Genomic DNA, 24,663 nt, shown 5'->3' with positions numbered 1-24,663 from the left:
GCCCATGAACGACCAGACCCCCACCGCCTATGTCCGCCCGAAGGACATCGATAACCGCGCCAGCTTCGGCCAGCGGCTGCAATGGCGCCTGGAGACCATCGCCTGGGATCTCATCTATTGGGGCCCGATGAAAATGCTGGGGCCGGACAAGGCCTCCGATTTCGGCGGCTGGCTGGTGAAGAAGATCGGCCCGCTTCTCTCCCAGCACAAGACAACCCGGCGCAACCTCCGCCTCGCCTTTCCAGGCTGGAGCGAGGAACAGGTGGAAGCCACCGCGCTCGCCGCCTGGGAAAGCGCCGGGCGCACGGCGGGCGAGTTGCCGCATCTGCCCAGTATTGATCCCTATACGTCCGGACGGGTCGAGATTATCGGCCTCGACGTGCTCGATGCCATCCGCGACAGCGGCAAGGGCGCCGTCTTCATCTCGGGTCATTTCGCCAATTGGGAAATCATGCCGGCGGCGATCACCAAACGCATTCCCCATGCGGTGATGACCTACCGTGCCCTGAACAATCCGCACATCGACAAGCGCATCGCCGACCTCCGCCATGATTATGGCACCGCCGTCAACGCGCCCAAGGGCATCGGCACACGCGAGCTCATGCGCTCCCTCGCCAAGGGCGCCCCCGTCGCGCTGATGAATGATCAGAAGTTCAATGAAGGCATCCCGGTGCCCTTCTTCGGCCATGCCGCGATGACCGCGCCCGGCCCCTCGCGCCTCGCCCTCAAATACCAGGTGCCCATCGTTCCGGTATCGACCACGCGCACCGGCCCCGCCCGGTTCCGGATCGAGTTCCACACGCCCTTCATTCCTGAAAACACCGGCAATCAGGAAGCCGATGTGAAACGCTCGGTCGAGCGCATCACCGCCTTCATCGAAGCCCAGGTGCGCGCCCATCCCGGCCAATGGTTCTGGCAACACCGCCGCTGGCCGAAGGAAGCGTGGAAAGAGGCCGGCGTGCTGTAAGGCACAAAAAAACTCCAACGCGGTTGGAGTTTTCAGGCTTGCCGTTGGAGTTTTTCCTGGAGTTTTTTGCGGACTTATCCCCGCTTTTTCGGAGCGCTTATCCACGCATTCCGGGCACTCTTCAGACCTCGCCGGTATTGATCGCCTTCATGATCGAAAACCGCTTGGTGAAGGGGTTGGGCTTCTTCCCTTCGCAATAGAGTTTGCGTAGCCGGTAATGGGCAATCGCCGGGCGCATCTGTTTGGGCGCGGGCGAGACGATCGGGCCGAATGCCTTGGACGCATGGCGGCGCGCGGCGGCATAGGCGGCGGCGACCGTCTGCAGATCGCCTGCCCAGTTATGCGCCGGGATCAGGATATTGGCCGCCGTCAGGCCAAGCCAGCCTTCGGGCTCGCGCGCGCGGTCATTCTCCAGGAAGGCAGTCTGATAGCCATCGACCAGCTTCTGCAGCGCGCCGGGTTTCAGGCGGCCTGCTGCAATCTCTTCAGCCAGCGCCAGGCACACATCATGCCCGCGCGGGGGCTTTCCCTCGGCGATTTCCTGGATCGCTTCGCGCCACCACTGGAAGCGGATCAACCCCAGCGTCTCTTCCGAAACCGCCTCGCGCACCCTGACAAGCTCGTAAGCGAGCGCGTAGAGCGCGATCAGCGCCCGGCGCTCGGCGGCAGGGGCAAACCGGCTGGAAATCCACCGGTCCTCGTCCACACGCCGGACTCTTTTGTCAATTTCTTCCCAAGGGGTTTGGGTCAGGGGTCTGGTCTCGTTTGACATGGCCCCCATATGTGCGAAACCGCTCGCGAGCGAAAGAGACCAAAACCCGCGCAAAGAGGACACCGCCATGGCCTTCACCCTCCCCGAACTTCCCTACCCCCGCAACGCCCTTGCCCCCCATATCTCGGAAGAAACCCTGAACTTCCACTATGGCAAACACCATCAGGCGTATGTGACCAACCTCAACGGCCTTGTCGAAGGCACCGACCTTGCCGGCAAATCCCTTGAGGAAGTCATCAAGATTTCTGCCGCCGACAAATCCAAGGCTGGCATCTTCAACAACTCCGCCCAGGTGTGGAACCACACCTTCTACTGGCACTCGATGAAACCGAATGGCGGCGGCAAGCCCCACGGCAAGGTGGCTGAGCTGATCGAGCGCGACCTTGGCGGCTATGACAACTTCGTCAAAGAGTTCAAACAGGCTGGCGCCACCCAGTTCGGGTCTGGCTGGGCCTGGCTCTCCTACAAGGGCGGCAAGCTGGTGATCTCCAAGACGCCGAATGCTGAAACGCCCCTCACGGAAGAGGGCACCACGCCCCTGATGACGATGGATGTGTGGGAACATGCCTACTATCTGGACTACCAGAACCGCCGCCCCGACTACATCGACACATTCCTCAACAGCCTCGTGAACTGGGACTTCGTGAACCAGAATCTGGCCGATGCCGGCGCGTAAGGCCTTCTGAGACTGCACAAAAAGCGAACGCCCGCCCTTCCCCGGCGGGCGTTTTTGCTATATGGGGCGCACATCAAACGCTCCGGGCATGGGATTCGCCCGGCTGTGGCTGGTCAGGCATGGGGTCTGGCAGACGCAGGACAGAGCCGCCAATACGGGCGGCCGGGCAAATCAACCAGACATCCCGGAGACTACACTTGACCGACACCCAGACTGTAACATTCGCTGACCTTGGCCTGGCTGAGAACATTCTCAAGGCCGTTACCGAAGCTGGTTACACCATCCCTACCCCGATCCAGGCCGAAGCCATTCCGCATATCGCGATGGGCGGCGACGTGACCGGCATTGCCCAGACGGGCACCGGCAAGACGGCCGCCTTCGTGCTGCCGATGATCCAGCGCCTGTCCACCGGCCGGGCCCGCGCACGGATGCCGCGCTGCCTGATCCTCTGCCCGACGCGCGAGCTTGCCGCGCAGGTGGCCGAAAACTTCGAGAAGTATGGCAAATACCTGAAGCTCACGATGGCGCTGCTGATCGGCGGCGTGTCGTTCAAGGATCAGGAGACCCTGCTCCAGCGCGGCGTGGACGTGCTGATCGCAACGCCGGGCCGCCTGATGGACCAGTTCGATCGCGGCAAGCTGCTGCTGATGGGCGTGGAAACGCTGATCATCGACGAAGCTGACCGGATGCTCGACATGGGCTTCATTCCGGACATCGAGAAGATCTGCACCAAGCTGCCGGCCAACCGCCAGACGCTGCTCTTTTCCGCCACCTTCCCGGCCGACATTCAGCGCCTTGCCAAGACCTTCCAGAAAGATCCCAAGAAGATCGAAGTGGCCCGCCCCGCGCAGACCGCCGAGACGATCTCGCAATTCGTGGTCAAGCTGCCGACCAATGACGGCAAGGCTCGCCGCACGGCGCTGCGCCGCGTGATCGAAGCGACCAATGTGAAGAACGGCATCGTCTTCTGTAACCGCAAGGTCGAGGTGGACATCGTCGCCGCCTCGCTGACCAAGCATGGTCATGACGCCGCGCCGATCCATGGCGACCTGCCGCAAAGCGTGCGTTCCGAAACGCTCCAGCGCTTCCGGGATGGCAAGCTGAAACTGCTCGTGGCCTCCGATGTGGCCGCGCGCGGGCTCGACATTCCCGATGTTGGCCACGTCTTCAATTTCGGCCCGCCGCCGAAGGATGAAGACTATGTGCACCGTATCGGCCGCACGGGCCGCGCCGGTCGCAAGGGAGAGAGCTATACGGTTGTGACGCCTGCGGACGATAAGTCCTGGGGCTTCGTGCTGAAGATGATCAAGAAGGACGTTCCGGAATTCATGCCGGAAGGCCTGCTCGAGGAACTTGAAACCCTTCCCCCCGAAGAAAAGCGCGACCGCAAGGGCGGACGTGACCGCGACCGCGGGGAGCGGGGTGGCCGCAGCGCCCGGGGCCGCAATAGCGACCGCAGCGACCGCGCCGAGCGCAGCCCGCGCCGCCGCGAGCAGGAAGACGGCGATGTGGCCGTTGCCGAAGCGCCCGTTGCCGTTGAGGTGGTGGACGCCGTGGAAACGGTCGAGGCCCCTGCTGTTCAGGAAAAACCCCGCCGCGAGCGCCCTGCCCGCAATGAAAAACGCCGTGAGCGGAATGACGACCAGCCGCGCGGCGAAAAACGCGAGCGTGATCGCGACCGCCCGCAGCGCGATTACAAGCGCAAGGATGACGATCTGATCCTGGAGCCGGCGCCTGACCGCGTGGTCGGCTTCGGCAAGGACATTCCGGCTTTCCTGAAACGCTAAGGCGTTTCCCACGAACTCTTCCGGCCGGCCGCGCTCTCTGGGCGCGGCCGGTCTGCGTTTGGGGGAAGCGTACAACTCTGCCTGCGGCTCCAGAGACTCCCGGGACCAGAATTTGGACAAATCCGAACAGTTCCGGCCACTGCCTGGGCGCCCCCTTCCCCCTTGCGGCATTCCTGACTAGGCTTGAGACTGTTGAGGGAAATCTGTTTCAAGGGGTGATGCCATGATGATCCGCCGGAGTTTGCTTGTTGCCGTGATGGCGCTGGGCCTGGCCGCGTGCGGCGGGGACAAGCCGGAAGATGGCGGCGCGCCCAGGGAGCTGCGCCCGGACAATGGCGCGGCCGTATCCACCGCAAGCGCCGTGAGCGGCATGCCGGTGGGCGAGCTGCGCTCAGCCGATCCGAGCCTCGTGGAGCTCTACAAGAAACTGCACGCCAATCCCGAGCTTTCCTTCCGCGAGGTGGAAACGTCCAAGCTGATGGCGAACGAATTGCGCGCGCTGGGCTTTACGGTGACCGAAGGCCTTGGCGACACCTGGGTGCGCGAGAAGGCCATGAAGGACATTGGCGAGGTGAAGCCGGGCGTCGGCGGCTATGGCGTGGTCGGCGTGTTCGAGAATGGCAGAGGGCCCACAATCCTCATCCGCGCGGATATGGACGGCCTGCCCGTGCCCGATCAGACAGGCTTTGACTTTGCCTCCAAGGTGATCTCGCAGACCTGGACCGGCGTGGAAAGCCCGGTGATGCATGCCTGCGCGCATGATATTCACATGACCGTCTGGGTCGGCACCGCGCGGGAGCTGATCAAGAACAAGGACAAGTGGAAGGGCACCCTGGTGATGATTGCCCAGCCGGCCGAGGAGATTGGCCTGGGCGCGCAGGCGATGCTGGCGGACGGGCTCTACACGAAATTTCCGCTCCCGGACTATAATCTGGCGCTGCATGTTTCGGCCAGCGCGCCGGCGGGTGTGATCAACTATTCTTCGGGCTTTGCGCTGGCCAATGTCGACAGCGTCGACATTACCGTGAAAGGCGCGGGCGGGCACGGCGCCTATCCGCATACGACGCGCGACCCGGTGCTGATCGGCAGCCATATCGTGGTGGCGCTGCAGAGCCTTGTCTCGCGCAATACCAACCCGCTCGATTCTGCCGTGGTGACGGTCGGCTCGTTCAAGGCAGGCGCCAAGCACAACATCATCGCGGATGAGGCCGAGCTTTTGGTCACCGTGCGCTCCTATGACGACGCAACACGCAAGATGCTGCTGGACGGGATCAAGCGCATTGCCGAAGGTCAAGCCACCGCCTTTGGCGCGCCCGCGCCGGAGATCAAGATTGAGAGCGACTATACGCCCGCCACCTATAACGATCCCGACCTGACCGAGCGGGCGATGAAAGCGGTGGCCAGGAAGCTGGGCGCAGACAATGTGCGCGCGGTGCCGCCAGTGATGGGCGGGGAAGACTTCAGCCAGTTTGCCCGCACGGATGAAAAGATCCCTGGTCTGATCTTCTGGCTGGGCGCGGTGTCGCCCGACCGGTTTGCCGCCTCGCAGATGGATGGCATGCCCCTGCCTTCGCTCCACTCGCCGCTGTTCGGGCCAGACTATGATCCGGCGATCGCCACCGGCGTGGAAGCGATGACCACGGCGGCGATGGACCTGTTCAAGGACTGAAGGCGGCCCTCCCCTGGCCGGGGAGGACCGCCCAGCCCCCTGCGGCAGCAGACCGTTACCAGCTGATCTTCAGCGATGGCATGTCTGACGGCTGGAGAATGTTCCAGACGCCGGTATCGCCTTCAATCTGCGGCTGCCGCGCGATAAAGAAAGCCAGCAATGCCTGCAGCGTGGCGCGCACGAGGGCATGGCCGAGGCAGGCATGCTGGCCCATGCCGAACATCAGGGGCCGCGCCTCCTGACGCGCAGGATCAAACCGCTCAGGCCGGTGAAAGGCCAGCGGGTCGTGATTGCCCGCAGCCCAGAGCATGGAGAGCGCCGTTCCGGCCGCGATTTCGGTTTCGTCCAGCCGGAGGGGCGCGGTGGTGAGCCGCATGGTCATGGGAGCGGGGCTGGCAAGGCGAAGCAGCTCGTTCGTGCACTGAGGGGTGGCGGCGAGGGTATCCCGGTTTTCTGCAGCGATGCGCAGGCAGGCGGCAAGACCGGTGGTGGAAGTTTCAATGGCATCGAAGACCATGCCGGCGATAAGGTCTGCAGCCTTCCCTGCCCCGACCGCCACCTCCAGAGCGCGGCTGAAGGGAGCGTCATTGGCAAGCGCAGCGAGGGAAAGCGCCCGCGCCTCAAGGGCGGCGGCCTCGGCAAGCGCGGCCTTTGAAAGGTCCGGCGCCATCGAGAGGACATGGGCCATGTCGGCGACGGCCTGCTCCAGTGCAAGCGCAGCCTTCTCGTTATAGCCGATCACCGAGGCCCAGACAGCGCGCACAACCGGCGCAATCACCTCCGTCCTCAGATCAAGGCCGGTGGCCTGACGAGGGAGCCCCGCCACGGCCGCTTCAGCGATGGCGGACACATCCACAAGGTTCAGGGCAGCGATGAGAGCGGCGCGATCTGCCCGGTGGGCCGGGCCGGATTTGGTGAAGACCGAGCGCACCAGCAGGTTATATATGGCCGGGGTATCGGCCATCGCTGCCGCGTCCGGCGCCATGCCATCTGCGGCAGGGTTGTGAGCCAGCGCCGAAAGCTGGGCATGGCCCAGAACGGCGAGGCCGCCCCAGGGGGCCTTCTGTATACGGTCACCGGCGGCGAGATCGGCCTCGAAGGCAGCGGCAAGGGAGGGCCAGCCCATGGGCCGGTCAAAGGTGGAGAAGGTTTTCATGTGAGTAAGTCCTGAAAAGCAAAGCCAAGCGCCCTGCACGGCGGCAGGGGCAGTGAAACGGATGTTTCAGGGCTTAGCGTTTCCGGACGGACTGCATGACGGGGCTTCCTGTTGAGGACCGAGCTTAAACGGGCGCCGGCCAGCGGGTCCAGACCCAGTTTCAATAAAGGCAGGATTTAGGCAGCGGCCTTGCTTTGGGGGGGCGTCTGCGCTAGATACCCTTTTGCTCAGACTGCGTATAAGGTTCACGCCGCCGTCGCAAACGAGCCCTGAAAGCCAGAGCGTTTTTGAGGGAGCCCTTGAAACGCTTCTTTTCAGGCCTAACTTATACTCAAATCGAGCATAATTAGCTCGATTGGTTGAAGGAGGTTCACCATGGCGCGTTTGATCGATGCTGGTCCCGGCTGCCCTACCCCCACCCCGCTGCGCGGCAAATCCGGCGCCGAGGCGCGCGGCCTTGTCTATGACGACGCCGTGAAGGCGGAAACCGATCCGCTCTATCCGTTGGTGCAGGATTTCGTGACGCCGATGGAATGGCCCGCGATTGCGCCGCTGGTGGCCGGCATCAACCGGCTGAAGCGTGAGAAGAACGCGGTGATCCTGGCGCACAATTACATGACGCCGGACATCTTCAGCCTGGTGGGCGATTTCCGGGGCGACAGCCTGCAGCTGGCGCGCGAAGCCGCGAAGGTGGACGCGAAGGTGATCGTGCAGGCCGGCGTGCATTTCATGGCCGAGACCTCGAAAATCCTCGCCCCGGAGAAGGCCGTGCTGATCCCCTCGCTGGAAGCCGGCTGCTCGCTCGCCAGCTCGATCACGGGCGCCGATGTGCGCCTGATCAAGCAGAAATTCCCCGATTATCCGATCGTGACCTATGTGAACTGCACCGCCGAGGTGAAGGCTGAGTGCCACATTACCTGCACCAGCTCCAACGCGGCGCAGGTAGTGGAAGCCATCGCGAAGGAATGGAATTCGGACACGGTGATCCTGGTACCGGACCAGTATCTGGCGAAGAATGTGGCCGCCCAGACCGGCATCCGTATCCTGACCTGGCCCGGCGCCTGCGAAGTGCACGAGCAGTTCTCTGCCGAAGACGTGAAACAGCTGCGCGAGGCCCATCCGGGCGTCGTCATCCTGGCCCACCCCGAATGCCCGCCCGAAGTGCTGGAAGCGGCCGACTATGCCGGCTCAACCTCGGCGCTGGCCAATTATGTGTCGGAGAAGCGGCCCAGCAAGGTGGTCCTGCTCACCGAATGCTCGATGAGCGACAATGTGGCGGCGGAAAACCCCGGCGTGAACTTCATCCGTCCGTGCAATCTCTGCCCGCACATGAAGCGCATCACCCTGGAAAACATCTATGACTGCCTGGTGACGGGCACGCATGAGGTGACCATTCCGGAAGATGTGCGGGTGCGCGCGAAACAGGCGCTGGACGCGATGCTGGCGCTGCCGAAGATGGAGCGGCCGCTCGATTTCGTGACCGGCCTCAAGCCGATGGAACTCGAACTCGTCATCTAGTGCGTAAACCGGGTTGCCAGAGGTGGCCCGGAGGGTTGAAGTCAGCATGGCGTGTTCAGGAGGATGACCTTGCGGATGTTCGGTGGACGGATTGCAGCGGTGCTGGTGATGGCCTGCATGATGGCGAGCCCGGCGCTCGCCAATTCGGGTAAAAGCAAGGACCCGTCAGATGTGCTGGGCAGCTGGAGCTTCCAGACCAGCCCCTATCGCAGCGGCCAATGCGTGATGAGCGGCACGATGCGCCTGTCTCCGCATCCGGAAGAAGGGCGCTATACGTGCGAACTGACGGCGGTCGAGATGTGCTCCATGTGGGGCCGCTCGGTTGTGCGCCAGTCCTGCGAGGCGCGCCGGTTTGGCGACCAGGTGTCAATCCGCTCCACCATCGAGGAGATGCTGGAATCGAAATTTGAAGGCCTGCTCTATGTTCCTGACAATTTCACGCTGACGATCCAGTCTCACGAACGCATGTTCGGGGCCCTCGTCTCTGCTGTCACCGCGCCGGTGGAGTTCCGCCGCGCGAATGACGGCATTTCCTGATCGGACAGAACCATGCTTGCGGGGACAGATGACCGCCTCCAGGCCGGCGCGGGGGCCGCGACGGATGTGCTGATCGTCGGGGCGGGCCTTGCCGGCCTGTTCCTGGCGCTGAAGCTGGCGCCCCGCCCCTGCCTGGTCGTCTCGCCGGCCCCGCTGGGTCAGGCGTCCTCCTCTGCCTGGGCGCAGGGAGGCCTGGCCGCCGCGCTCCACCCGCTCGACAGCCCGGCGCAGCATGCCGCCGATACCGTGGCCGCCGGAGCGGGCCTTGTGGACCCGGTGATCGCACGGCTGATCGCCGAAGATGGCCCGGCCCGCGTGCGCGATCTGGTGGCCCTCGGGGTGCCGTTTGACCGTACGCCGGACGGGCAGCTGGCCCTGTCTCTGGAGGCGGCCCACTCCCATCCGCGCGTGGCGCGGGTTTCAGGAGACCTTGCCGGCAAGGCGATCATGGACGCGCTGGTGGCCGCCGTGGCCGCGGCCCCGCATATCGAGCTGATCGAGGGGGCGCGGGCCGAAGCGCTGTTGCAGGATGTGCACGGACGGATCGGCGGGGTCATTCTGCGAGGCAACAATGGCCGCCCGTTTGTAAAAGCGGCGCGGGAAACCGTTCTGTGCACGGGCGGGTCGGGCGGGCTTTACCGCGTGACGACCAACCCCAAGGAAGCGCAGGGCGAAGCCATCGCCATGGCGCATGTGGCCGGCGCCGTGCTGGCCGACCTGGAGTTTGTGCAGTTCCATCCCACCGGCATCGACATTGGCCGCGACCCTGCGCCGCTGGCCACCGAGGCGCTGCGCGGGGAAGGCGCCACGCTGCACAATTCTGACGGGCGCGCCTTCATGGCCGACTATCATCCGCTGGCAGAGCTTGCCCCGCGCGATGAGGTGGCCCGCGCCATTCATGCCGAGCGCGCAGCGGGACGCGGTGCATTCCTCAATTGCATCACGGCGGTGGGCGAAGAATTCCCGCACCATTTCCCGACCGTATTTGCCGCCTGCATGAGCGCGAACATCGACCCCCGCCGCGACATGATCCCGGTGGCCCCTGCCGCGCACTATCATATGGGCGGCATCGTGTCCGACCTCTGGGGACGCTCCACCCTGGACGGCCTTTCCGTATGCGGAGAGTGCTCGTCCACCGGGGCGCACGGCGCCAACCGGCTGGCCTCGAACTCGCTTCTGGAAGCGGTGGTGTTTGCCGAGCGGATTGCCCGGCGCCTGCGCGACGCAGACCTTTCCGAAGCGGGCGCCAGCAGCGGCGCCGTCACCCCGCGCCTCACCGGGCCGGACATGCTGGAACTGCGCGAAGCCATGTCGCGCCATTGCGGCGTGGTGCGCGCGGCGGGCGGGCTGACCGAGCTGCTGAACGTGATTGAGCGGCTGGAAGCCGGCTGCCCCGGCGCGCCACAGCTGACCGCCGCGCGCCTGATCGCCAGCGGCGCACTGGCCCGCACCGAAAGCCGCGGCGGCCACTTCCGCACCGACTTCCCCGAAACCGGCGCGCCCGAACGCCAGTTTGTTTTCCGCAGCGACACGCTCGCGTCAAAGGTAATCGGAGACAAGGAAGAGAACCCGGGCGGAACCTTTGGTTGCCAGCTGGCCTAGCGAACGCTAGCGTAAGCCTGCCATCATCATGGGAGGCGAACCTCATGCGCACTGGTTTCAAGACCGCAATTACTGCGATCCTCCTCTCAACATCCGCGATCTGGCAGGGCGCCGAGGCGCAGAATGACGCTCTCGGCTATTTTCCGGACCGGGCATCTCTTCACAAGGAGCTCTGGGAATCCTACGCCTACGTAACCTCTGGCGAAATCAACCCAAATGTCATCGACTGGACTATCCAATTTGCATCCGCCTACGGACGAGAAGATCTTATCCAGGACGTTGTCGCGAGATATGTCAGCCAGCCCTGCATTTCTGAAGACCCGTTCGATCCGGAGAAAATAAGAGAGGCGGTCAAGGCGCACCAAGTGGCGATCATCAACGAAACCCACCATTCCCCTGATGACCGGCAGCGCATACTCGAAATGGTCCCAATCTTCGCAGAGGAAGGGTTCACCTACTATGCCGCGGAAACCTTTCAGGATGGCGTTGCCACGGACGGGAATAAAACCGGGCTGGATGCGGGATTTTATTCCACGGAGCCATTTCATGGCAGGCTTCTTAGAGAACTGGCGCGCCTGGGGTTTGAGTTTGTTCCGTTTGAAGCGCGGCTAACAGACCGCGTGGACGGCGACCGGCGCATTCTGCGCGAACAGGTGCAGGCTCAGAATATTATAGATCGAATACTGAAGGAAAATCCTGAAGCAAAGATTTTGATCCATGTAGGATGGGCACATGCCTTTGAGATACCCGAGGATGAACACGGCATGGCTTGGATGGCCCAAAGACTGAAAGAAAAATCGGGCATTGATCCATTGACTATTTCCCAGACCTTTTGCCGCGCCGCCGGAGACAAGGCGGTCCTCATTCGGAGCGACAGTGAAGGCGGAGAGGATAAGCTCTATGCAACAGACTTGGCCATCGGCGCTGCCGGATGGTCTTTCACGGACGGACGCCCAACCTGGCATCGCCGCTTGGGATTTCAGCCGGTGCCTGTTCCGGCCGTTTTAAGGGATGACGACCTGCCCGTAATCGTGGAAGCGATGCCAGAAGGCGCGGACGAGCTGACTGTTCCTGACGACAGGCTTCTGATTGCTCCTGGAGAAAGCCATGTTCTCATGCTGCCAGAGGGCACTTATGAGCTTTTCAGCTTCACGCAGGCGGGCCAGATGCGCGGCCCTGTGCGAATAGAGGTGAACTCCGTCGCGAAATGATCTGCCCGCGGGTAAACCTTCGGTCATCCCTTGTTTTTATGGAACGGGGATTGTTCTAGTGGTTTCAGATTACCAATGCGAGGCGTTTGCCGATGACACCCTATATCCCCCCTCTTTCTCCGATCATCCTTGATCCGATTGTGCGCCTGGCGCTGGCCGAAGATCTGGGGCGGGCGGGAGACCTGACGACGGACGCGACCATTCCGCCGGAGACGCGGCTTTCGGTGGTGATCGCGGCGCGGAAACCCGGCGTGATTGCGGGGCTGGACGCGGCCGCCTATGCCGCGCAGCTGGTAGACCCTGAGCTGAAACTGCAGATCGAAAAGCCTGATGGCAGCGCGCTGACACCCGGCGATGTGGTGGCGCGCCTTTCCGGCTCTGCGCGCTCCATCCTGATTGCCGAGCGCACGATGCTGAATTTCCTGGGTCGGCTTTCCGGCGTTGCCAGCCTGACGCGGAAATATGTTGAGGCGGTGGCCCATACGCAGGCGAAGGTTGTCTGTACCCGGAAGACCACGCCGGGGCACCGGGCGCTGGAGAAGCGCGCCGTGCGCTGTGGCGGCGGCACCTCTCACCGCTACGGCCTGGATGACGCCATCCTGATCAAGGACAATCATATTGCCGCCTGCGGGGGCTCGATTGCCGCGACGCTGGAGCGGGCCAAAGCCTATGCCGGGCATCTGCGGATGATCGAGATCGAGGTGGATACCCTTGCCCAGCTCGAAGAGGCGCTGAAGCATGGCGCACACGCCATCCTGCTGGACAATATGGACCTTGCACAGCTGCGCGAGGCCGTGGCGATGACCGCCGGGCGCGTGGCGCTGGAGGCTTCCGGTGGGGTAACCCTGGAGACGGTGGGCGCAATTGCCGAGACGGGCGTGAACTTTATTTCGTCCGGCGCGCTGACACATTCGGCGCCCAATCTTGACCTTGGCCTCGATGTGGTCTGACAGTCTCCGCCAGAAACACTGGCACGGCCGGTGACAGATCATGGCGGAGGAAAACATGGCAGGCGCAAACGGCCGCAAGGCAATCTTCATCACGGGCGCGGCCTCGGGCATCGGCGCGGAAACAGCGCGCTATTTTGCGCGCAAAGGCTGGTTCTGCGGCCTGTATGACATCAACGAGACGGGCCTGAAGTCGGTCGCGGCCGAGATCGGCGCAGACGCCTGCCACCTCGCCAAACTCGACGTGACCAGACGCGCCGACTGGGCCGCCGCCATGGAGGGCTTTGGCGCCGCCACTGGAGGCAAGATGGATGTGCTGTTCAACAATGCCGGCATCGGCCGCCATGGCTGGTTTGAGGATGTGCCACCCGAAGATTCCGACCTCGTGATCGACATCAATGTGAAAGGCGTGATCAACGGGGTTTATGCTGCCCTGCCCCTGCTGAAGGCAACGCCGGGCGCGCGGATCATCAACACCGCGTCAACCGCCGGCATTGTGGGGGCGCCGCAACTGGCGGTCTATTCGGCATCGAAATGGGCCGTCCGTGGACTGACAGAAGCGCTGGATGCGGAATTCCGGGATCTGGGCATCCGTGTCACCACGCTGATGCCCTGGTTTGTGGATACGCCAATCCTCGAGATGGGGAACAAGGAAGGCGCCAATGTGAAAATGTCCGACCAGATGAAGGAAAACGGCGCCAAGGTTTATCCAGTCTCCATGGCGGCGGAGAAGGTGTGGGAAGCCGCGCAAGGCGACGACATCTATTACATGGTGGGCGGGGACGCAGAGAAGGCACGCTTCATGACGCGCTGGCTGCCCGGCATTGTGCGCAAGAATATCCGGAAGAATGTTCCGGCGAGGGATTAACGCCGGATCGCCAGGGCGAGGCCATCATGGCCCTTGAGGCCCACCTGCTGAAGCACGATCGCTTCAAACTGCGGGTGGGCTGAAAGCTCTGCAAGGAAGCGCGCAGCGCCCTTCGCCATGGGATCATCCGCCAGCGGATCAAGCACCGCGCCCTTGCGCACAACATTGTCTGCCAGCAGCAATCCGCCAGGGCGCAACAGGCGCGCGGCCTCCGCAAGATATTCCGGATACTCATCCTTGTTGGCGTCAAGGAAAACGAGATCGAAGGGGCCGGTGAGTGCGGCCAGCGACGCAAGTGCCGGGCCGGGCAGGATCAGCGTCTGTGAGCCGATGCCGGCCTCGTTGAACGATGTGCGGGCGAAGGCGGCATAGGCGGGGTCGAGTTCCAGCGTCACCAGCTCGCCATCGGCCTGAAGCGCGCGGCCCAGCCATACGCCGGAATAGCCGCCCAGCGTTCCGATTTCCAGAATACGGCGGGCGCCGATGAGTTTGGCGAGCAGGTAGAGCAGCTTCCCCTGCCCGGCTGACACTTCAATGTGCGGCAGGCCCGCCTCTGCGGCCCGCTGGCGCAGCCGGATGAGCGCCTGATCCTCGGATACAAAAAGGCCGTCGATGAACTGATCGACGGCCTCAAAGATCTGGTTGTCTGCCATGGCCTACTGGGCGGCGGCGCGGGCGGCTTCGAGCTGGCGGGCGAGATAGTCGTCGATGACAACCGGCGCGGGCACAGCGGTCTCCTCAGCGACCGGCGCGGCCTCAGCCGGAGCGTCCGCCTTCACGGTTTTCACCGTCTGCACCGACATCAGGCGCGGCGCAGGCGCCGAGACCGTGCGGGTGGAGGTGGTGACACCGGCGGGCGCCACCGTGGGCGTGATAGTGTAATAGCCGTCATCGGCAGCGCTGGAGGCATCTGCAAACAGCAGGCCCTCGTCGAGGGCGGCCATATCAGCTTCCTTCGTTGCGTCGAGCTCAGCCAGGCGCAGTTCGGTCTGGCGCTTGCGGGCCTCGAAATTGCGCTCCACGCTCGCCCATTCGGCGCCGCGCGGAAAACGGTAGAAGATGTGCAGGCCAACCTGCTTGGTCTTGATCAGGCCGGCATTCCAGACCGGATCAACATAGGTGGCGTGATAATGGGTGGCCCCGCCCGTGCGGTCCTCATTGAGGCCCATCATGACATGCGCGGCAATCCGCTGGGCCCGGTCCCACGCCTCCCCGGCCGGCTTGTTCCGGTCCATCGACCCGTCACAGGTGAAGGTGAACTGGCAGCCGGTGGTGCGGGTGGCGCCCTGGAACACGACGCCGCAAACGCTGTCGGGATAGCGATGGTCGCGAACGCGGTTGGCGATCACTTCGGCCACGGCGATCTGGCCGTTGATCGGCTCCCAGGCCGATTCGTAATAGACGGCCTGCGCCATGCACATCATTTCAGCGTCGATCGTTTCGGCGCGCTGGATCTGCTCAGGGCGGAAAGAAGCAAGCGATGCGAGGGCCGCGCCATCGCGGTCGCGCATGGCATAGCGGCTCATCGAGGAGTCGATGTCGCGCTTCAGGGTGTATTCGACCGTGCGCAGCCAGGGCGAGTCCATCAGGGCCGGCGTGTGGCCGGCGGTGCGGACAGCAAGGCCGCCATCTTCATAGAGGGCAAGACGCTCGGCTTCGGCGCGGAATTCCGCGTCGGCGCGCAGGCCTGCCTGTTGTTCAGAAATCGCCGGAAGCGAAACGGACGCTGTAACCGCCACAACGGCAACCATGCCGCCGCGAATGAAAACGTCGCGCTGTTCCTGGTCGGTCATTCCAAGCCACCACCGTGTGAGCTTTTCACGCAGCCCTTTAACCCGGGACACACTCACCCGGCCTGGTTTAAGAAACCTTAACATCACCGCTCCTCTTTATCCCCGGCCGGCAATTATTGGTTTGCCTGAAGCCCCGGAGTGTCCGAGATTTATTCGTTTCTATTCGGCCGAAAGTGCCCGGCCAGACCCCGCAGGGACCGGAGGGACTTGGCCCACCCGCAACTATCTAGCAATATTTCAGCCAGATTCCTGAGTGACAATTCAGAAAGCCTTGGAACCGGGCCGAATCCCGGGATTCGCGCATCACACGAATAAACCGGTATAATTATCTGAAAAATAAAAGGAAAACGGAGCCGCAAGCGGCTCCGTTCCCTGTGCATGAAATGTCAAGTTGTTGCACAAATGCAACGTTCAAGGCCGTCCGGCTTTTGGGCCGAACCGCCCGGAAGCGCTACTTTTTCGCTCCGCGGATGGCGGCCTGTGCCGCTGCGAGACGGGCAATCGGCACCCGGTAAGGCGAGCAGGAAACGTAATCGAGGCCGGCGCGGTGGCAGAATTCGACCGATGCCGGGTCCCCGCCATGTTCACCGCAGATCCCCAGCTTGATGTCGCCCCGCGTCTTGCGGCCGCGCTCGGCGGCGATCTTGACGAGTTCGCCTACGCCTTCCTGGTCCAGGGTGACGAAGGGGTCTTTCTCGTAGATGCCCTTTTCCGAATAGGCCGGCAGGAACTTGCCTGCGTCGTCACGGGAGATGCCGAGGGTGGTCTGGGTGAGATCGTTGGTGCCGAAGGAAAAGAATTCGGCGGCCTGCGCGATTTCCCCTGCCGCAAGCGCGGCGCGCGGCAGCTCGATCATCGTGCCGACCATGTAATCAAGTGTGACGCCCGTTTCGGCGAAGACCTTCTTGGCCGTCTCGTCCACCAGCTTTTTCAGGATGTCGAGTTCGCGGTGGGTGGCAACCAGCGGGATCATGACTTCCGGAACCGGCTTCAACTTGCCTTCCTTCGAGACATTCACAGCCGCCTCGAAAATGGCGCGGGCCTGCATCTCGTAGATTTCAGGATAGGTGATGCCGAGGCGGCAGCCGCGATGGCCGAGCATCGGGTTGGACTCGTGCAGATCTGCCGCGCGGCGGCGCAGCTCCTCAGCGCTGAGGCCGGACGCCTTGGCCACACCGGCAATATCTTCATCGGTATGCGGCAGGAATTCATGCAGCGGCGGATCAAGCAGGCGGATGGTGGCCGGGCGCTCGCCCAGGATGTGGAAGATTTCCTCAAAGTCCGAGCGCTGCATCGGCAGCAGCTTGGCAAGCGCCTCGCGGCGGCCCGTCTCGTCATTGGAGAGGATCATCGTGCGCACGGCCGGGATACGCTCTTCCTCGAAGAACATATGCTCGGTGCGGCAGAGGCCGACACCTTCGGCGCCGAACTCGACCGCGGTGCGCGTGTCCAGCGGCGTTTCGGCATTGGCGCGAACCTTCAGCTTGCGGCGCTTGTCGGCCCAGCCCATCAGCTCGCCGAAATCACCCGAAAGGTCCGGATTGATCAGCTCGACCGCGCCGGCGATGACGCGGCCATTGACGCCGTCCACCGTGATCATGTCGCCCTTCTTGAAGGTGCGGCCACGGGCGGTGAACTCGCCTTTGGCGGTGTCGATGCGCAGGTCCGACGCGCCGCAGACGCAGGGGCGGCCCATGCCGCGCGCCACAACAGCGGCGTGGCTGGTCATGCCGCCACGCGCGGTAACGATGGCGCGGGCAGCGTGCATGCCCTTGATGTCGTCCGGGCTCGTCTCGACACGGACGAGGATCACGTCCTCGCCCTTGGCCGCCATATGGAAGGCTTCTTCGGAATCGAACACGACCTTGCCGACGGCGGCGCCGGGGCTGGCGGGCAGGCCCTTGAAGGCCACATCATAGTTCGGCTTGCCGAGCTTCTTGTTCTCGTCATCGCTGGGGATGCGCGGGTGCAGCAGCTGGTCCAGCGCGGCCGGATCAATCCGCAGCAGCGCTTCATCTTCCGTGATCAGACCTTCGCGAACCATGTCCACGGCAATCTTCACGGCGGCAGCGGCGGTGCGTTTGCCATTACGGGTCTGCAGCATGTAGAGCGTGCCGTCTTCGACGGTGAACTCGATGTCCTGCATGTCCTTGTAGTGACGCTCCAGCGTGTTGGCGACGTCGATCAGCTGTTTGTAGACCGCCGGCATCGCCTCTTCGAGCGGGGCATCTGAGGAGCCGAGCGTGTTGGCGCGCTCCCGCGAGATCGGCGCGGGCGTGCGGATGCCGGCAACAACGTCCTCACCCTGAGCATTGATCAGGTATTCGCCATAGAAGATCGGCGAGCCATTGGACGGGTCGCGCGTGAAGGCAACGCCGGTGGCGGAGGTGTCCCCCAGATTGCCGAACACCATGGACTGCACGTTGACAGCCGTGCCCCAGCTTTCGGGAATGTCGTTGAGCTTGCGATAGATGATCGCGCGGTCCGACATCCAGGAATTGAACACTGCGGAAATGGCGCCCCAGAGCTGTTCGCGCGGATCTTCCGGGAACGGGCGGCCGAGCTCTTTCTGCACGGCGTCCTTGTAGCGGACGATGACCTGTTTCCAGTTATCGGCCGAGAGGTCCGTGTCGAGGTCGAGGCCTTCGCGCTCTTTATAGTCATCAAGGATGTGTTCGAACTCGTCATGGCCCATGCCGAGGACGACGTTGGAATACATCTGGATGAAACGGCGATAGCTGTCATAGGCGAAGCGGTCGCCTGCCTTGCCCGCGAGGCCGGCGGCGACTTCCTCATTGAGGCCAAGGTTCAGCACCGTGTCCATCATGCCCGGCATCGAGGCGCGCGCGCCCGAGCGGACGGAGACGAGCAGCGGATTGGCCGGATCGCCGAAGCCCTTGCCGGTCTTGGCTTCAAGGTCTGCCAGCGCAGCGGCGACCTGGGCCTCCAGCGTGGCAGGATAGGCGCGGGCATTTTCGTAATAGGCGACGCAGACAGCCGTTGAAATCGTGAAGCCGGGCGGCACAGGCAGGCCCAGCTTTGCCATTTCGGCAAGGTTGGCCCCTTTGCCCCCGAGCAGATTCCGCATCGAGGCCTCGCCATCGGCGGTTCCGCCTCCGAAAGCGTAAACCCATGTTTCGTCAGCGTTTTTTACTGCGGCGTTGCTCATACGAAGCGTTCCCCGTGTTCAGCTTTGATCTTCCGGCCCCCAAGGCTGGCGGCCAGCTTGCAAGTCCTATGCTGCATGCGCGTGCGAATTGCCAGTCATGCAAATGCCGCGCCCTCTTATCGGGCCCCTATATCGGTAGGATGAGGCCGCCTCAGCCCTCGATTTTCGAGAAATCGGCCACCTTGTGGAGCGCGCCGCGCACCGCCAGCAGCAGAGCGAGACGGTTTTCCCGCACTTTGGCATCCGAATCGTTGACCATTACGCCGTCCAAATACGCATAAACTGGCCCGCGCAGGCCAGCGAGCACGCTCATGGCGCCAACAAAGTCCTCCGCCTTGAGGGGCGCTTCGAGCGCGGCTTCGGCCTCGCTCAGCGCTTTCCAGAGCGCCTGCTCCTCGGCGGGGCCCTTGGCGATGAGCGCAGGATCGACCGTCAGCCCGTCAGGCAGCGCGCCCTTCTTCTCTTCGGCCTTGAGGATGTTGGCCGCGCGGCGATAGCCCGCCAGCAGCGTGGCACCATCCTCGGTGGCGAGGAAGGCAGCGAGCGCTTCGACCCGCTTGACGATCAGCACAAGATCATCCTCGCCCAGAGCGAACACGGCATCGATCAGATCGTGGCGCTTGCCCTGGTCGCGGAGAACTTGCTTGAGGCGATCGGCGAAGAAGGCAGGAAGATCAGCAGTTACATAATCGTACAAGTTCTTTCGAACTTGGATCACGCCTACCTCTGCTACATCGCCAGAAAAGCCGACTGGACCAGATGCCGATACATCAACACCTGTATTGTCCATATGCAGGATGAAGGTTTCGCGCAGTGAAAACCGAACCTTGTTTTCTAACACCAACCGAACCACCCCCAACGCTGCTCTGCGCAGCGCAAACGGATCTTTCGAACCGGTGGGTTTTTCATCAATCGCCCAGAAGCCGACGAGGGTGTCCAGCTTGTCGGCGAGGGCGACGGCGATGGAAACCGGATCGGTAGGGACCGAGTCGCTTGGGCCTTGGGGTTTGTAATGGTCGCGGATGGCGTCGGCGACGCGGGCGTCTTCACCGGCGGCCAGGGCGTAATAGCGGCCCATCACGCCCTGAAGTTCCGGAAACTCTCCGACCATTTCGGAGACGAGATCGGCCTTGGCGAGGCGCGCGGCGCGTTCTGCCAGATCAGGGTCTGCGCCCACTTTCGGGGCGAGTTCGCGGGCGAGCGCGGCGACGCGTTCCACCTTGTCACCCAGGCTGCCAAGTTCTTCCTTGAAGGCGATGATTTTCAGCTTTTCGCCCATCGCCTCCAGCGGCGTCGCCTTGTCCTTCTCCCAGAAGAAGCGGGCATCCGAGAGACGCGCGGAGAGAACGCGGGCATTGCCCTCAGCGATCTTCTTGCCGCCATCGCTGGCGGAGATATTGGCGACAACGATGAAGTTTGGCGCGAGCTTGCCGGTCTTCTTCGAATTGGCCGCGAAGTATTTCTGGTGCGTGCGCATCGAGAGGGTTATGACCTCTGGCGGCAGGTCCAGGAAATCCGGATCCATCTGCCCAAGGACGACCACGGGCCATTCGGCAAGCCCGGTCACTTCTTCCAGAAGGCCCTTGTCTTCGATCCATTGCAGGCCCGCGCTGGCGCAGACCCTGGCGATGCCCTCAAGGATCATCCTACGGCGATCCTCGCGGGAGAGGATCACATACCCCTTCCCTTCCAGCTGAGCCTTATAATCCGCCCACCCCGTAACCGTGTAGGGCCCGCGGCCATGCACGCGGTGGCCTTCGGTGGTGTTGCCGCTGGCAACGCCGCCCACTTCCAGGGGAACGATCTTGCCATCCAGCACACAGACAATACCCTGCAGCGGGCGCACCCAGCGCAGCTCCCCGGTGCCCCAGCGCATGGATTTGGGCCAATGGAATTCGCGGATGATGGCGGGCACCGCCTCGGCGATCACATCGGTGGCGTCCCGGCCCGGCGTGGTGAGATAGGCAACGTAGAAGTCGCCCTTCTTGGGATCGGAAACGACCTGCGCTTCGCTGATATCCTTCAGCCCCGCCCCGCGCAGGAAGCCGGCCACGGCCTGTTCCGGCGCGCCGACCTTGGGGCCTTTCTTCTCTTCGCGCACATCAGCCGAGCGCGCGTCCAGCCCCTCGATCACTGCCGTCAGGCGGCGCGGGCCGGAAACGGCAAAGGCATTCTTCCAGCCAAGGCCAGCCTCTTTCAGCTTGCCCGTCAGGGCGGCCAGAAGGTCAGCCTCCGCCTTCGCCTGCATGCGCGCGGGGATTTCTTCGGAGAAGAGTTCGATCAGGAGTTCGGACATGGGCCCTGCAATCGCCGGAATTAGGGGTGGGCACGGCTTACAGCTACGGGCGGCAGGGTCAAGCGGGCGGGGCTATGGATTGCGCAGCGGCCGCCGGCCTCAGACCCCGCAGGTGCCCTCGATGGGGATGATTTCACCCTGTACCGGGTCCACAATCCGGATTGTGCCTTCATAGGCGCGGTATTCGAAGCCTTCGTCCGTTTCCGTCAGTGTCAGCTGAACTTCCACTGGCCGCTCGGCATTGCGGTAGGTCCAGATGGCGGCGCCCTCCTGTTCTGTCTTGGAGACCTCTTCCAGGCCGACCGCCTGCCCGTCCAGCCCGATGGCCGCAGGCGCCGGAACACCGGCGATTTCGGTGATGAACAGCGCGCCGCCGAGCTCGCCGTTTTCGGCCTGGCGCTGGAAGCGGCAATAGATTTCAACGGTGGTGGGCTCAAACGGCGTGAGCGCCAGAGTGTCTGCGGTGTCAGGCTCACCCGCAGGCGGAGTTTGGGTGGCTGCCCCCACCGCCGGAGAGTGGGAAGCCGCTGCCTCCGGCGTCCCCGCACTCACGCTTTCCGCCTGGGGGGAAGGCTTGCAGGCAGCGGCGGAGGCCGCCAGCGTCAGCGCAAACAGGGCGTAAAATGGTTTCATCGGAAATCTCCTCTGGCGCTATCAACGCCTGAGCCCGAGATCCGTTCACCCGAAGTTTCAGGCCTGCTGCTCGGCCCACTGGGCAGCGGCGCCGCGCGCAAGGTCTCTCACCCGTGCGATATAGGCTTGCCGCTCGGTCGGGCTGATGGCGCCGCGAGCGTCGATCAGGTTGAAGGTGTGAGAGGCCTTCAGGGCATAGTCATAGGCGGGCAGCGGCTTGCCGGCCTCGCGCAGGGCGACCGACTGGCTTTCACAATCGGCAAACCAGCGCTTCAGCATCTCCACATCGGAATGCTCGAAATTGAAGGCGCTCTGCTGGCGCTCGTTTTCCAGGAACACGTCGCCATAGGTCAGCGGAACGGCCGAGTCCGGATCGTTGAAAGGCAGATCGTAGACATTATCGACGCCGAAAACATACATGGCGAGGCGTTCGAGGCCATAGGTCAGCTCACCGGAAACCGGGAACACGTCGAGCCCGCCAACCTGCTGGAAATAGGTGTACTGGCTGACTTCCATCCCATCGCACCACACTTCCCAGCCAAGGCCCCAGGCGCCGACGGTGGGGTTTTCCCAGTCGTCTTCGACGAAACGGATATCATGCACCGCCGGGTCGATGCCGATGCGGTAGAGGCTTTCGAGATAGAGATCCTGAAGGTTTGGCGGGTTCGGCTTCAGGATGACCTGATACTGGTAATAATGGCCGAGCCGGTTGGGGTTTTCGCCATAGCGGCCATCCTTGGGGCGGCGGCTGGGCTGCACATAGGCGGCGCGCCACTTCTTGGGGCCCAGCGCGCGCAGCACGGTGGCCGGATGCAGCGTGCCGGCGCCGACTTCCATGTCATAGGGCTGAAGGATCGCGCAGCCCTGCGCCCCCCAATAGGCCTGCAGCGTCAGGATCAGGTCCTGGAAGGATTTCGGCTTGGCGTAGGCTTTTGGGGCAGACATGCGGGGCGTTCCGGCGTTTGATACACTCCCGCACCTAGCGCCGCCCGGGAAAGTTCGCAACCGGGCGCCGCCTACCACCAGCCTTTCTTCTTGCCCGGGCTGTTATGGTCACGCGTGCCGAAGGCGCCGTAGATGGCGATGAACAGGCCAAGCGCCAGGCTGGCGATGAAGAGAAAGGTGAACATGGGAGCGGTCCCCCGGCGTCAGATTGCCGTCAGGTTCAGTTTGAGGGCTTTTCTGCGCGGTTCAAGGGTAAATCGCCGCTACCAGGCTACGGGATGGCCTTCGATGATAGCCTGGGCTGCCGGTGTTCGCGCGCTGTCGTCGTCCGTATGCGTGATCAGGGGGGGTAGAAGGGTGAGCGGTCCGCGCTTCAGCCCCTTGCGGCCGCGCACCAGTACGCGCCGGGCTGGCTCGCCCGTCTTGGAGGCAACCGGTAGCAAGGTAATCTCGCCCGCCTGACGGTCGAGCTGGGCCAGGATGCGGGCAAGCTCGGCCGCGCGGTGGACAAGAATAACTGGTGCGCGGGGCTTTGCGGCATGGATCATCGCCTTGATCCACCCTTCCAGCGGGAGGGTCTCGATATAGGCCGCCGCCTTCCCTTCCCCCGGCTGCGAAATTTTTCCGGGCTCAAAATAAGGCGGGTTGGCAAACACAAGATCAAAGCGGTTTTCGTGAGGCTTAACCCATTCTGACGCTTCGGTATTTTCGATAGTGACGCGGGGGGAAAACCCGTTCAGGCGGGCGCCCTCTCGGGCCATTCTCGTGACATTTTCGGACAATTCGAGACCGGTGAACGCCACGCCCGGCATCCTCCAGGCCGCCGGCAGCAACGCGCCGCCACATCCGCAGCCAAGCTCCAGCGCCTCGCCCTTGTCCAACACCGGCAGCGCGGCGGCGAGAAGGAGGGAATCAAAGCCTGTGCGAAAGCCCTTCACCGGCTGAACGAGGCGGACCCGGCCCTGATAGACAGTGTCTTCGGTGGTCTCGTCTTCGGGCGCGGTCATAGCCGCCTCAGGGCGACTTCGCTGACGAGATGGTCTGCCCCCTTGCGCAGGATCAGGTCCGCGCGCGGGCGGGTGGGCAGGATATTCTCGTGCAGGTTTTTCAGGTTGATGTTCTCCCAGAGGCCGATGGCGGTTTGCAGCGCTTCGGCTTCAGAGAAGGTGGAATACCGGTGGAAGTAGGATTCCGGGCTGCGGAAGGCGGTTTCCCGCAGGCGCATGAAGCGGGCGATATACCATTCCCGCAGCAATTCCTCATCGGCATCGATATAGATCGAGAAGTCGAAGAAATCCGACAGGAAGGGCACGATCTTGCCATCGCGGGGCAGGTCCCGCGTCTGCAGCACGTTCAGCCCCTCGAAGATCAGGATGTCCGGCCGGTCGACCGTCACGTATTCGCCGGGGATCACGTCATAGGTCATGTGGGAATAGACCGGCGCGCGGACATTGCGCTCGCCCGACTTGATGGTGGAGAGGAAGCGCAGGAGCGCGCCGACATCATAGCTTTCCGGAAAGCCCTTGCGCTGCATCAGCCCCTGCGCCTGCAGCACAGCGTTGGGATAGAGGAAGCCGTCTGTGGTGACGAGATCGACCTTCGGGCTGGCAGGCCAGCGGCCGAGCAACTCCTTGAGGATACGGGCGGTGGTCGATTTGCCGGCCGAAACCGAGCCGGCCATGCCGATGATGAAGGGCGAGGGCGCAGCATCGGGCGTGCTGAAGAAGGCGCGGCGCTGATGGAAAAGGCGCTGGACCGTCTCGACATGCGCCGAGAGCAGCCGGGATAGTGCCAGATAGATGCGGCGCACCTCGTCCAGATCAACCGGATCATAAAGGGAGGAGAGGCGGCGGACTTCATCCTCGGTAAGCGTCAGCGGTGTATCGGCCCGGAACTGCGCCCATTCGGCCGCCGTGAAGACATGATAGGGCGAATACCTGCCCGCCGGTTCAAGCTGGTGCATAGGCGCGATCCCGTCGGCTCCGAAATGTCCCGGCAAGGCCCGGACGCCTGCCGAAGATATAAGAGGATTGGCCATACGCGCTACACCCCTAGTTAAATTCGGGATTTTCTCTTGAGGACTTTGGCGCGCGGTTCAAGTCCGACGCAAGGGAAGG

20 protein-coding genes are annotated in these 24,663 nt (G+C 63.3%); 10 read left to right on the top strand and 10 right to left on the bottom strand.

The annotated features are described in order from the left end of the window. The first annotated feature begins 4 nt into the window (after positions 1 to 4). Positions 5 to 967 (top strand): lysophospholipid acyltransferase family protein, encoded by a 963-nt coding sequence (locus BBF93_RS03025; protein WP_114104909.1) that lies wholly within the window; start codon positions 5 to 7, stop codon positions 965 to 967. A gap of 121 nt (positions 968 to 1,088) precedes the next feature. Here the strand turns inward: BBF93_RS03025 and BBF93_RS03020 are convergent, their stop codons facing one another. Then, on the bottom strand, positions 1,089 to 1,673 hold the full coding sequence (locus BBF93_RS03020; protein ID WP_162173987.1) for a squalene/phytoene synthase family protein: 585 nt from the start codon (positions 1,671 to 1,673) through the stop codon (positions 1,089 to 1,091). A 133-nt stretch (positions 1,674 to 1,806) separates the two neighbouring features. Here BBF93_RS03020 and BBF93_RS03015 point away from each other — a divergent pair, with 133 nt between their 5' ends. The 3 genes from BBF93_RS03015 to BBF93_RS03005 all read left to right on the top strand — a co-directional run bounded on the left by BBF93_RS03015 (position 1,807) and on the right by BBF93_RS03005 (position 5,871). Further along, on the top strand, positions 1,807 to 2,415 hold the full coding sequence (locus BBF93_RS03015) for a superoxide dismutase (RefSeq protein WP_035593299.1): 609 nt from the start codon (positions 1,807 to 1,809) through the stop codon (positions 2,413 to 2,415). A 197-nt stretch (positions 2,416 to 2,612) separates the two neighbouring features. Then, a complete protein-coding gene (locus tag BBF93_RS03010) occupies positions 2,613 to 4,202 on the top strand; it encodes a DEAD/DEAH box helicase (protein WP_114104908.1) in 1,590 nt (529 codons plus the stop codon). 370 nt (positions 4,203 to 4,572) lie between these two features. Continuing rightward, positions 4,573 to 5,871: a M20 family metallopeptidase gene (locus BBF93_RS03005; protein ID WP_035593631.1), complete on the top strand. Its 1,299-nt coding sequence runs from the start codon at positions 4,573 to 4,575 to the stop codon at positions 5,869 to 5,871. A 55-nt stretch (positions 5,872 to 5,926) separates the two neighbouring features. Here BBF93_RS03005 and BBF93_RS03000 read toward each other — a convergent pair whose 3' ends face one another. After that, a complete protein-coding gene (locus BBF93_RS03000; protein ID WP_114104907.1) occupies positions 5,927 to 7,027 on the bottom strand; it encodes a cytochrome P450 in 1,101 nt (366 codons plus the stop codon). Positions 7,028 to 7,402: 375 nt separating this feature from the next. On the opposite strand from BBF93_RS03000, the gene nadA reads away from it, so the two are divergent. The 6 genes from nadA (at position 7,403) to BBF93_RS02970 (ending at position 13,710) form a co-directional block, all read left to right on the top strand. Beyond that, positions 7,403 to 8,545, top strand: a complete 1,143-nt coding sequence (nadA, locus tag BBF93_RS02995; protein WP_114104906.1) for a quinolinate synthase NadA — start codon at positions 7,403 to 7,405, stop codon at positions 8,543 to 8,545. Between the two features lie 75 nt (positions 8,546 to 8,620). After that, on the top strand, positions 8,621 to 9,082 hold the full coding sequence (locus BBF93_RS02990) for a hypothetical protein (RefSeq protein ID WP_233349337.1): 462 nt from the start codon (positions 8,621 to 8,623) through the stop codon (positions 9,080 to 9,082). A gap of 12 nt (positions 9,083 to 9,094) precedes the next feature. Then, on the top strand, positions 9,095 to 10,684 hold the full coding sequence (locus tag BBF93_RS02985; protein ID WP_114104905.1) for an L-aspartate oxidase: 1,590 nt from the start codon (positions 9,095 to 9,097) through the stop codon (positions 10,682 to 10,684). Between the two features lie 44 nt (positions 10,685 to 10,728). After that, the gene (locus tag BBF93_RS02980; RefSeq protein WP_114104904.1) at positions 10,729 to 11,895 is read left to right on the top strand and encodes a hypothetical protein; all 1,167 of its coding nucleotides are present in this window, start codon (positions 10,729 to 10,731) and stop codon (positions 11,893 to 11,895) included. Between the two features lie 92 nt (positions 11,896 to 11,987). Then, positions 11,988 to 12,845, top strand: a complete 858-nt coding sequence (gene nadC, locus BBF93_RS02975) for a carboxylating nicotinate-nucleotide diphosphorylase (RefSeq protein ID WP_114104903.1) — start codon at positions 11,988 to 11,990, stop codon at positions 12,843 to 12,845. A gap of 55 nt (positions 12,846 to 12,900) precedes the next feature. Further along, positions 12,901 to 13,710, top strand: a complete 810-nt coding sequence (locus BBF93_RS02970; RefSeq protein ID WP_114106977.1) for an SDR family oxidoreductase — start codon at positions 12,901 to 12,903, stop codon at positions 13,708 to 13,710. On the opposite strand, the gene BBF93_RS02965 is transcribed toward BBF93_RS02970, so the two are convergent. From BBF93_RS02965 to coaA, 8 genes are all read right to left on the bottom strand, one after another. Beyond that, positions 13,707 to 14,363 (bottom strand): O-methyltransferase, encoded by a 657-nt coding sequence (locus BBF93_RS02965; RefSeq protein ID WP_114104902.1) that lies wholly within the window; start codon positions 14,361 to 14,363, stop codon positions 13,707 to 13,709. The two genes, BBF93_RS02970 and BBF93_RS02965, sit on opposite strands and share 4 nt — an antisense overlap. A 3-nt stretch (positions 14,364 to 14,366) precedes the next feature. Next, positions 14,367 to 15,503 (bottom strand): cell wall hydrolase, encoded by a 1,137-nt coding sequence (locus BBF93_RS02960; protein WP_233349247.1) that lies wholly within the window; start codon positions 15,501 to 15,503, stop codon positions 14,367 to 14,369. 451 nt (positions 15,504 to 15,954) lie between these two features. Continuing rightward, positions 15,955 to 18,672 carry a pyruvate, phosphate dikinase gene (gene ppdK, locus BBF93_RS02955; protein ID WP_114104900.1) on the bottom strand — a complete coding sequence of 906 codons (2,718 nt, stop codon included), beginning with the start codon at positions 18,670 to 18,672 and terminating at the stop codon, positions 15,955 to 15,957. Positions 18,673 to 18,823: 151 nt separating this feature from the next. Continuing rightward, entirely contained in the window at positions 18,824 to 20,968 is a 2,145-nt protein-coding gene (gene glyS, locus BBF93_RS02950; protein ID WP_114104899.1) for a glycine--tRNA ligase subunit beta, read from the bottom strand. Positions 20,969 to 21,067: 99 nt separating this feature from the next. Beyond that, the gene (locus BBF93_RS02945; protein ID WP_114104898.1) at positions 21,068 to 21,601 is read right to left on the bottom strand and encodes a hypothetical protein; all 534 of its coding nucleotides are present in this window, start codon (positions 21,599 to 21,601) and stop codon (positions 21,068 to 21,070) included. 57 nt (positions 21,602 to 21,658) lie between these two features. After that, a complete protein-coding gene (locus BBF93_RS02940; protein ID WP_114104897.1) occupies positions 21,659 to 22,546 on the bottom strand; it encodes a glycine--tRNA ligase subunit alpha in 888 nt (295 codons plus the stop codon). A 263-nt stretch (positions 22,547 to 22,809) separates the two neighbouring features. Next, complete coding sequence (locus tag BBF93_RS02935; RefSeq protein WP_114104896.1) at positions 22,810 to 23,553, bottom strand: tRNA1(Val) (adenine(37)-N6)-methyltransferase; 744 nt, start codon at positions 23,551 to 23,553, stop codon at positions 22,810 to 22,812. Continuing rightward, positions 23,550 to 24,509 (bottom strand): type I pantothenate kinase, encoded by a 960-nt coding sequence (gene coaA / locus BBF93_RS02930; protein ID WP_035593256.1) that lies wholly within the window; start codon positions 24,507 to 24,509, stop codon positions 23,550 to 23,552. Before coaA ends, BBF93_RS02935 begins: the two co-directional genes overlap by 4 nt. Positions 24,510 to 24,663 lie beyond the last annotated feature (154 nt).

This window comes from Hyphomonas sp. CACIAM 19H1 (genome assembly GCF_003325995.1).
GTDB lineage: Bacteria > Pseudomonadota > Alphaproteobacteria > Caulobacterales > Hyphomonadaceae > Hyphomonas > Hyphomonas polymorpha.
The sequence above is the reverse complement of the archived record's forward strand: the minus strand, read 5'-3'. Positions and strand labels throughout refer to the sequence as shown.

What these genes read in the sequence shown, in the direction of transcription:
- BBF93_RS02990 (WP_233349337.1), top strand. Translation starts at nt 8,621, where the DNA reads ATGTTCGGTGGACGGATTGCAGCGGTGCTGGTGATGGCCTGCATGATG.
- BBF93_RS03005 (WP_035593631.1), top strand. Translation starts at nt 4,573, where the DNA reads ATGCCGGTGGGCGAGCTGCGCTCAGCCGATCCGAGCCTCGTGGAGCTC.
- BBF93_RS02965 (WP_114104902.1), bottom strand. Translation starts at nt 14,363, where the DNA reads ATGGCAGACAACCAGATCTTTGAGGCCGTCGATCAGTTCATCGACGGC.
- ppdK (WP_114104900.1), bottom strand. Translation starts at nt 18,672, where the DNA reads ATGAGCAACGCCGCAGTAAAAAACGCTGACGAAACATGGGTTTACGCT.
- nadA (WP_114104906.1), top strand. Translation starts at nt 7,403, where the DNA reads ATGGCGCGTTTGATCGATGCTGGTCCCGGCTGCCCTACCCCCACCCCG.
- BBF93_RS02935 (WP_114104896.1), bottom strand. Translation starts at nt 23,553, where the DNA reads ATGACCGCGCCCGAAGACGAGACCACCGAAGACACTGTCTATCAGGGC.
- BBF93_RS03015 (WP_035593299.1), top strand. Translation starts at nt 1,807, where the DNA reads ATGGCCTTCACCCTCCCCGAACTTCCCTACCCCCGCAACGCCCTTGCC.
- glyS (WP_114104899.1), bottom strand. Translation starts at nt 20,968, where the DNA reads ATGTCCGAACTCCTGATCGAACTCTTCTCCGAAGAAATCCCCGCGCGC.
- BBF93_RS03000 (WP_114104907.1), bottom strand. Translation starts at nt 7,027, where the DNA reads ATGAAAACCTTCTCCACCTTTGACCGGCCCATGGGCTGGCCCTCCCTT.
- nadC (WP_114104903.1), top strand. Translation starts at nt 11,988, where the DNA reads ATGACACCCTATATCCCCCCTCTTTCTCCGATCATCCTTGATCCGATT.
- BBF93_RS02970 (WP_114106977.1), top strand. Translation starts at nt 12,901, where the DNA reads ATGGCAGGCGCAAACGGCCGCAAGGCAATCTTCATCACGGGCGCGGCC.
- BBF93_RS02940 (WP_114104897.1), bottom strand. Translation starts at nt 22,546, where the DNA reads ATGTCTGCCCCAAAAGCCTACGCCAAGCCGAAATCCTTCCAGGACCTG.
- BBF93_RS03025 (WP_114104909.1), top strand. Translation starts at nt 5, where the DNA reads ATGAACGACCAGACCCCCACCGCCTATGTCCGCCCGAAGGACATCGAT.
- BBF93_RS02960 (WP_233349247.1), bottom strand. Translation starts at nt 15,503, where the DNA reads ATGACCGACCAGGAACAGCGCGACGTTTTCATTCGCGGCGGCATGGTT.
- BBF93_RS02985 (WP_114104905.1), top strand. Translation starts at nt 9,095, where the DNA reads ATGCTTGCGGGGACAGATGACCGCCTCCAGGCCGGCGCGGGGGCCGCG.
- BBF93_RS02945 (WP_114104898.1), bottom strand. Translation starts at nt 21,601, where the DNA reads ATGAAACCATTTTACGCCCTGTTTGCGCTGACGCTGGCGGCCTCCGCC.
- coaA (WP_035593256.1), bottom strand. Translation starts at nt 24,509, where the DNA reads ATGCACCAGCTTGAACCGGCGGGCAGGTATTCGCCCTATCATGTCTTC.
- BBF93_RS02980 (WP_114104904.1), top strand. Translation starts at nt 10,729, where the DNA reads ATGCGCACTGGTTTCAAGACCGCAATTACTGCGATCCTCCTCTCAACA.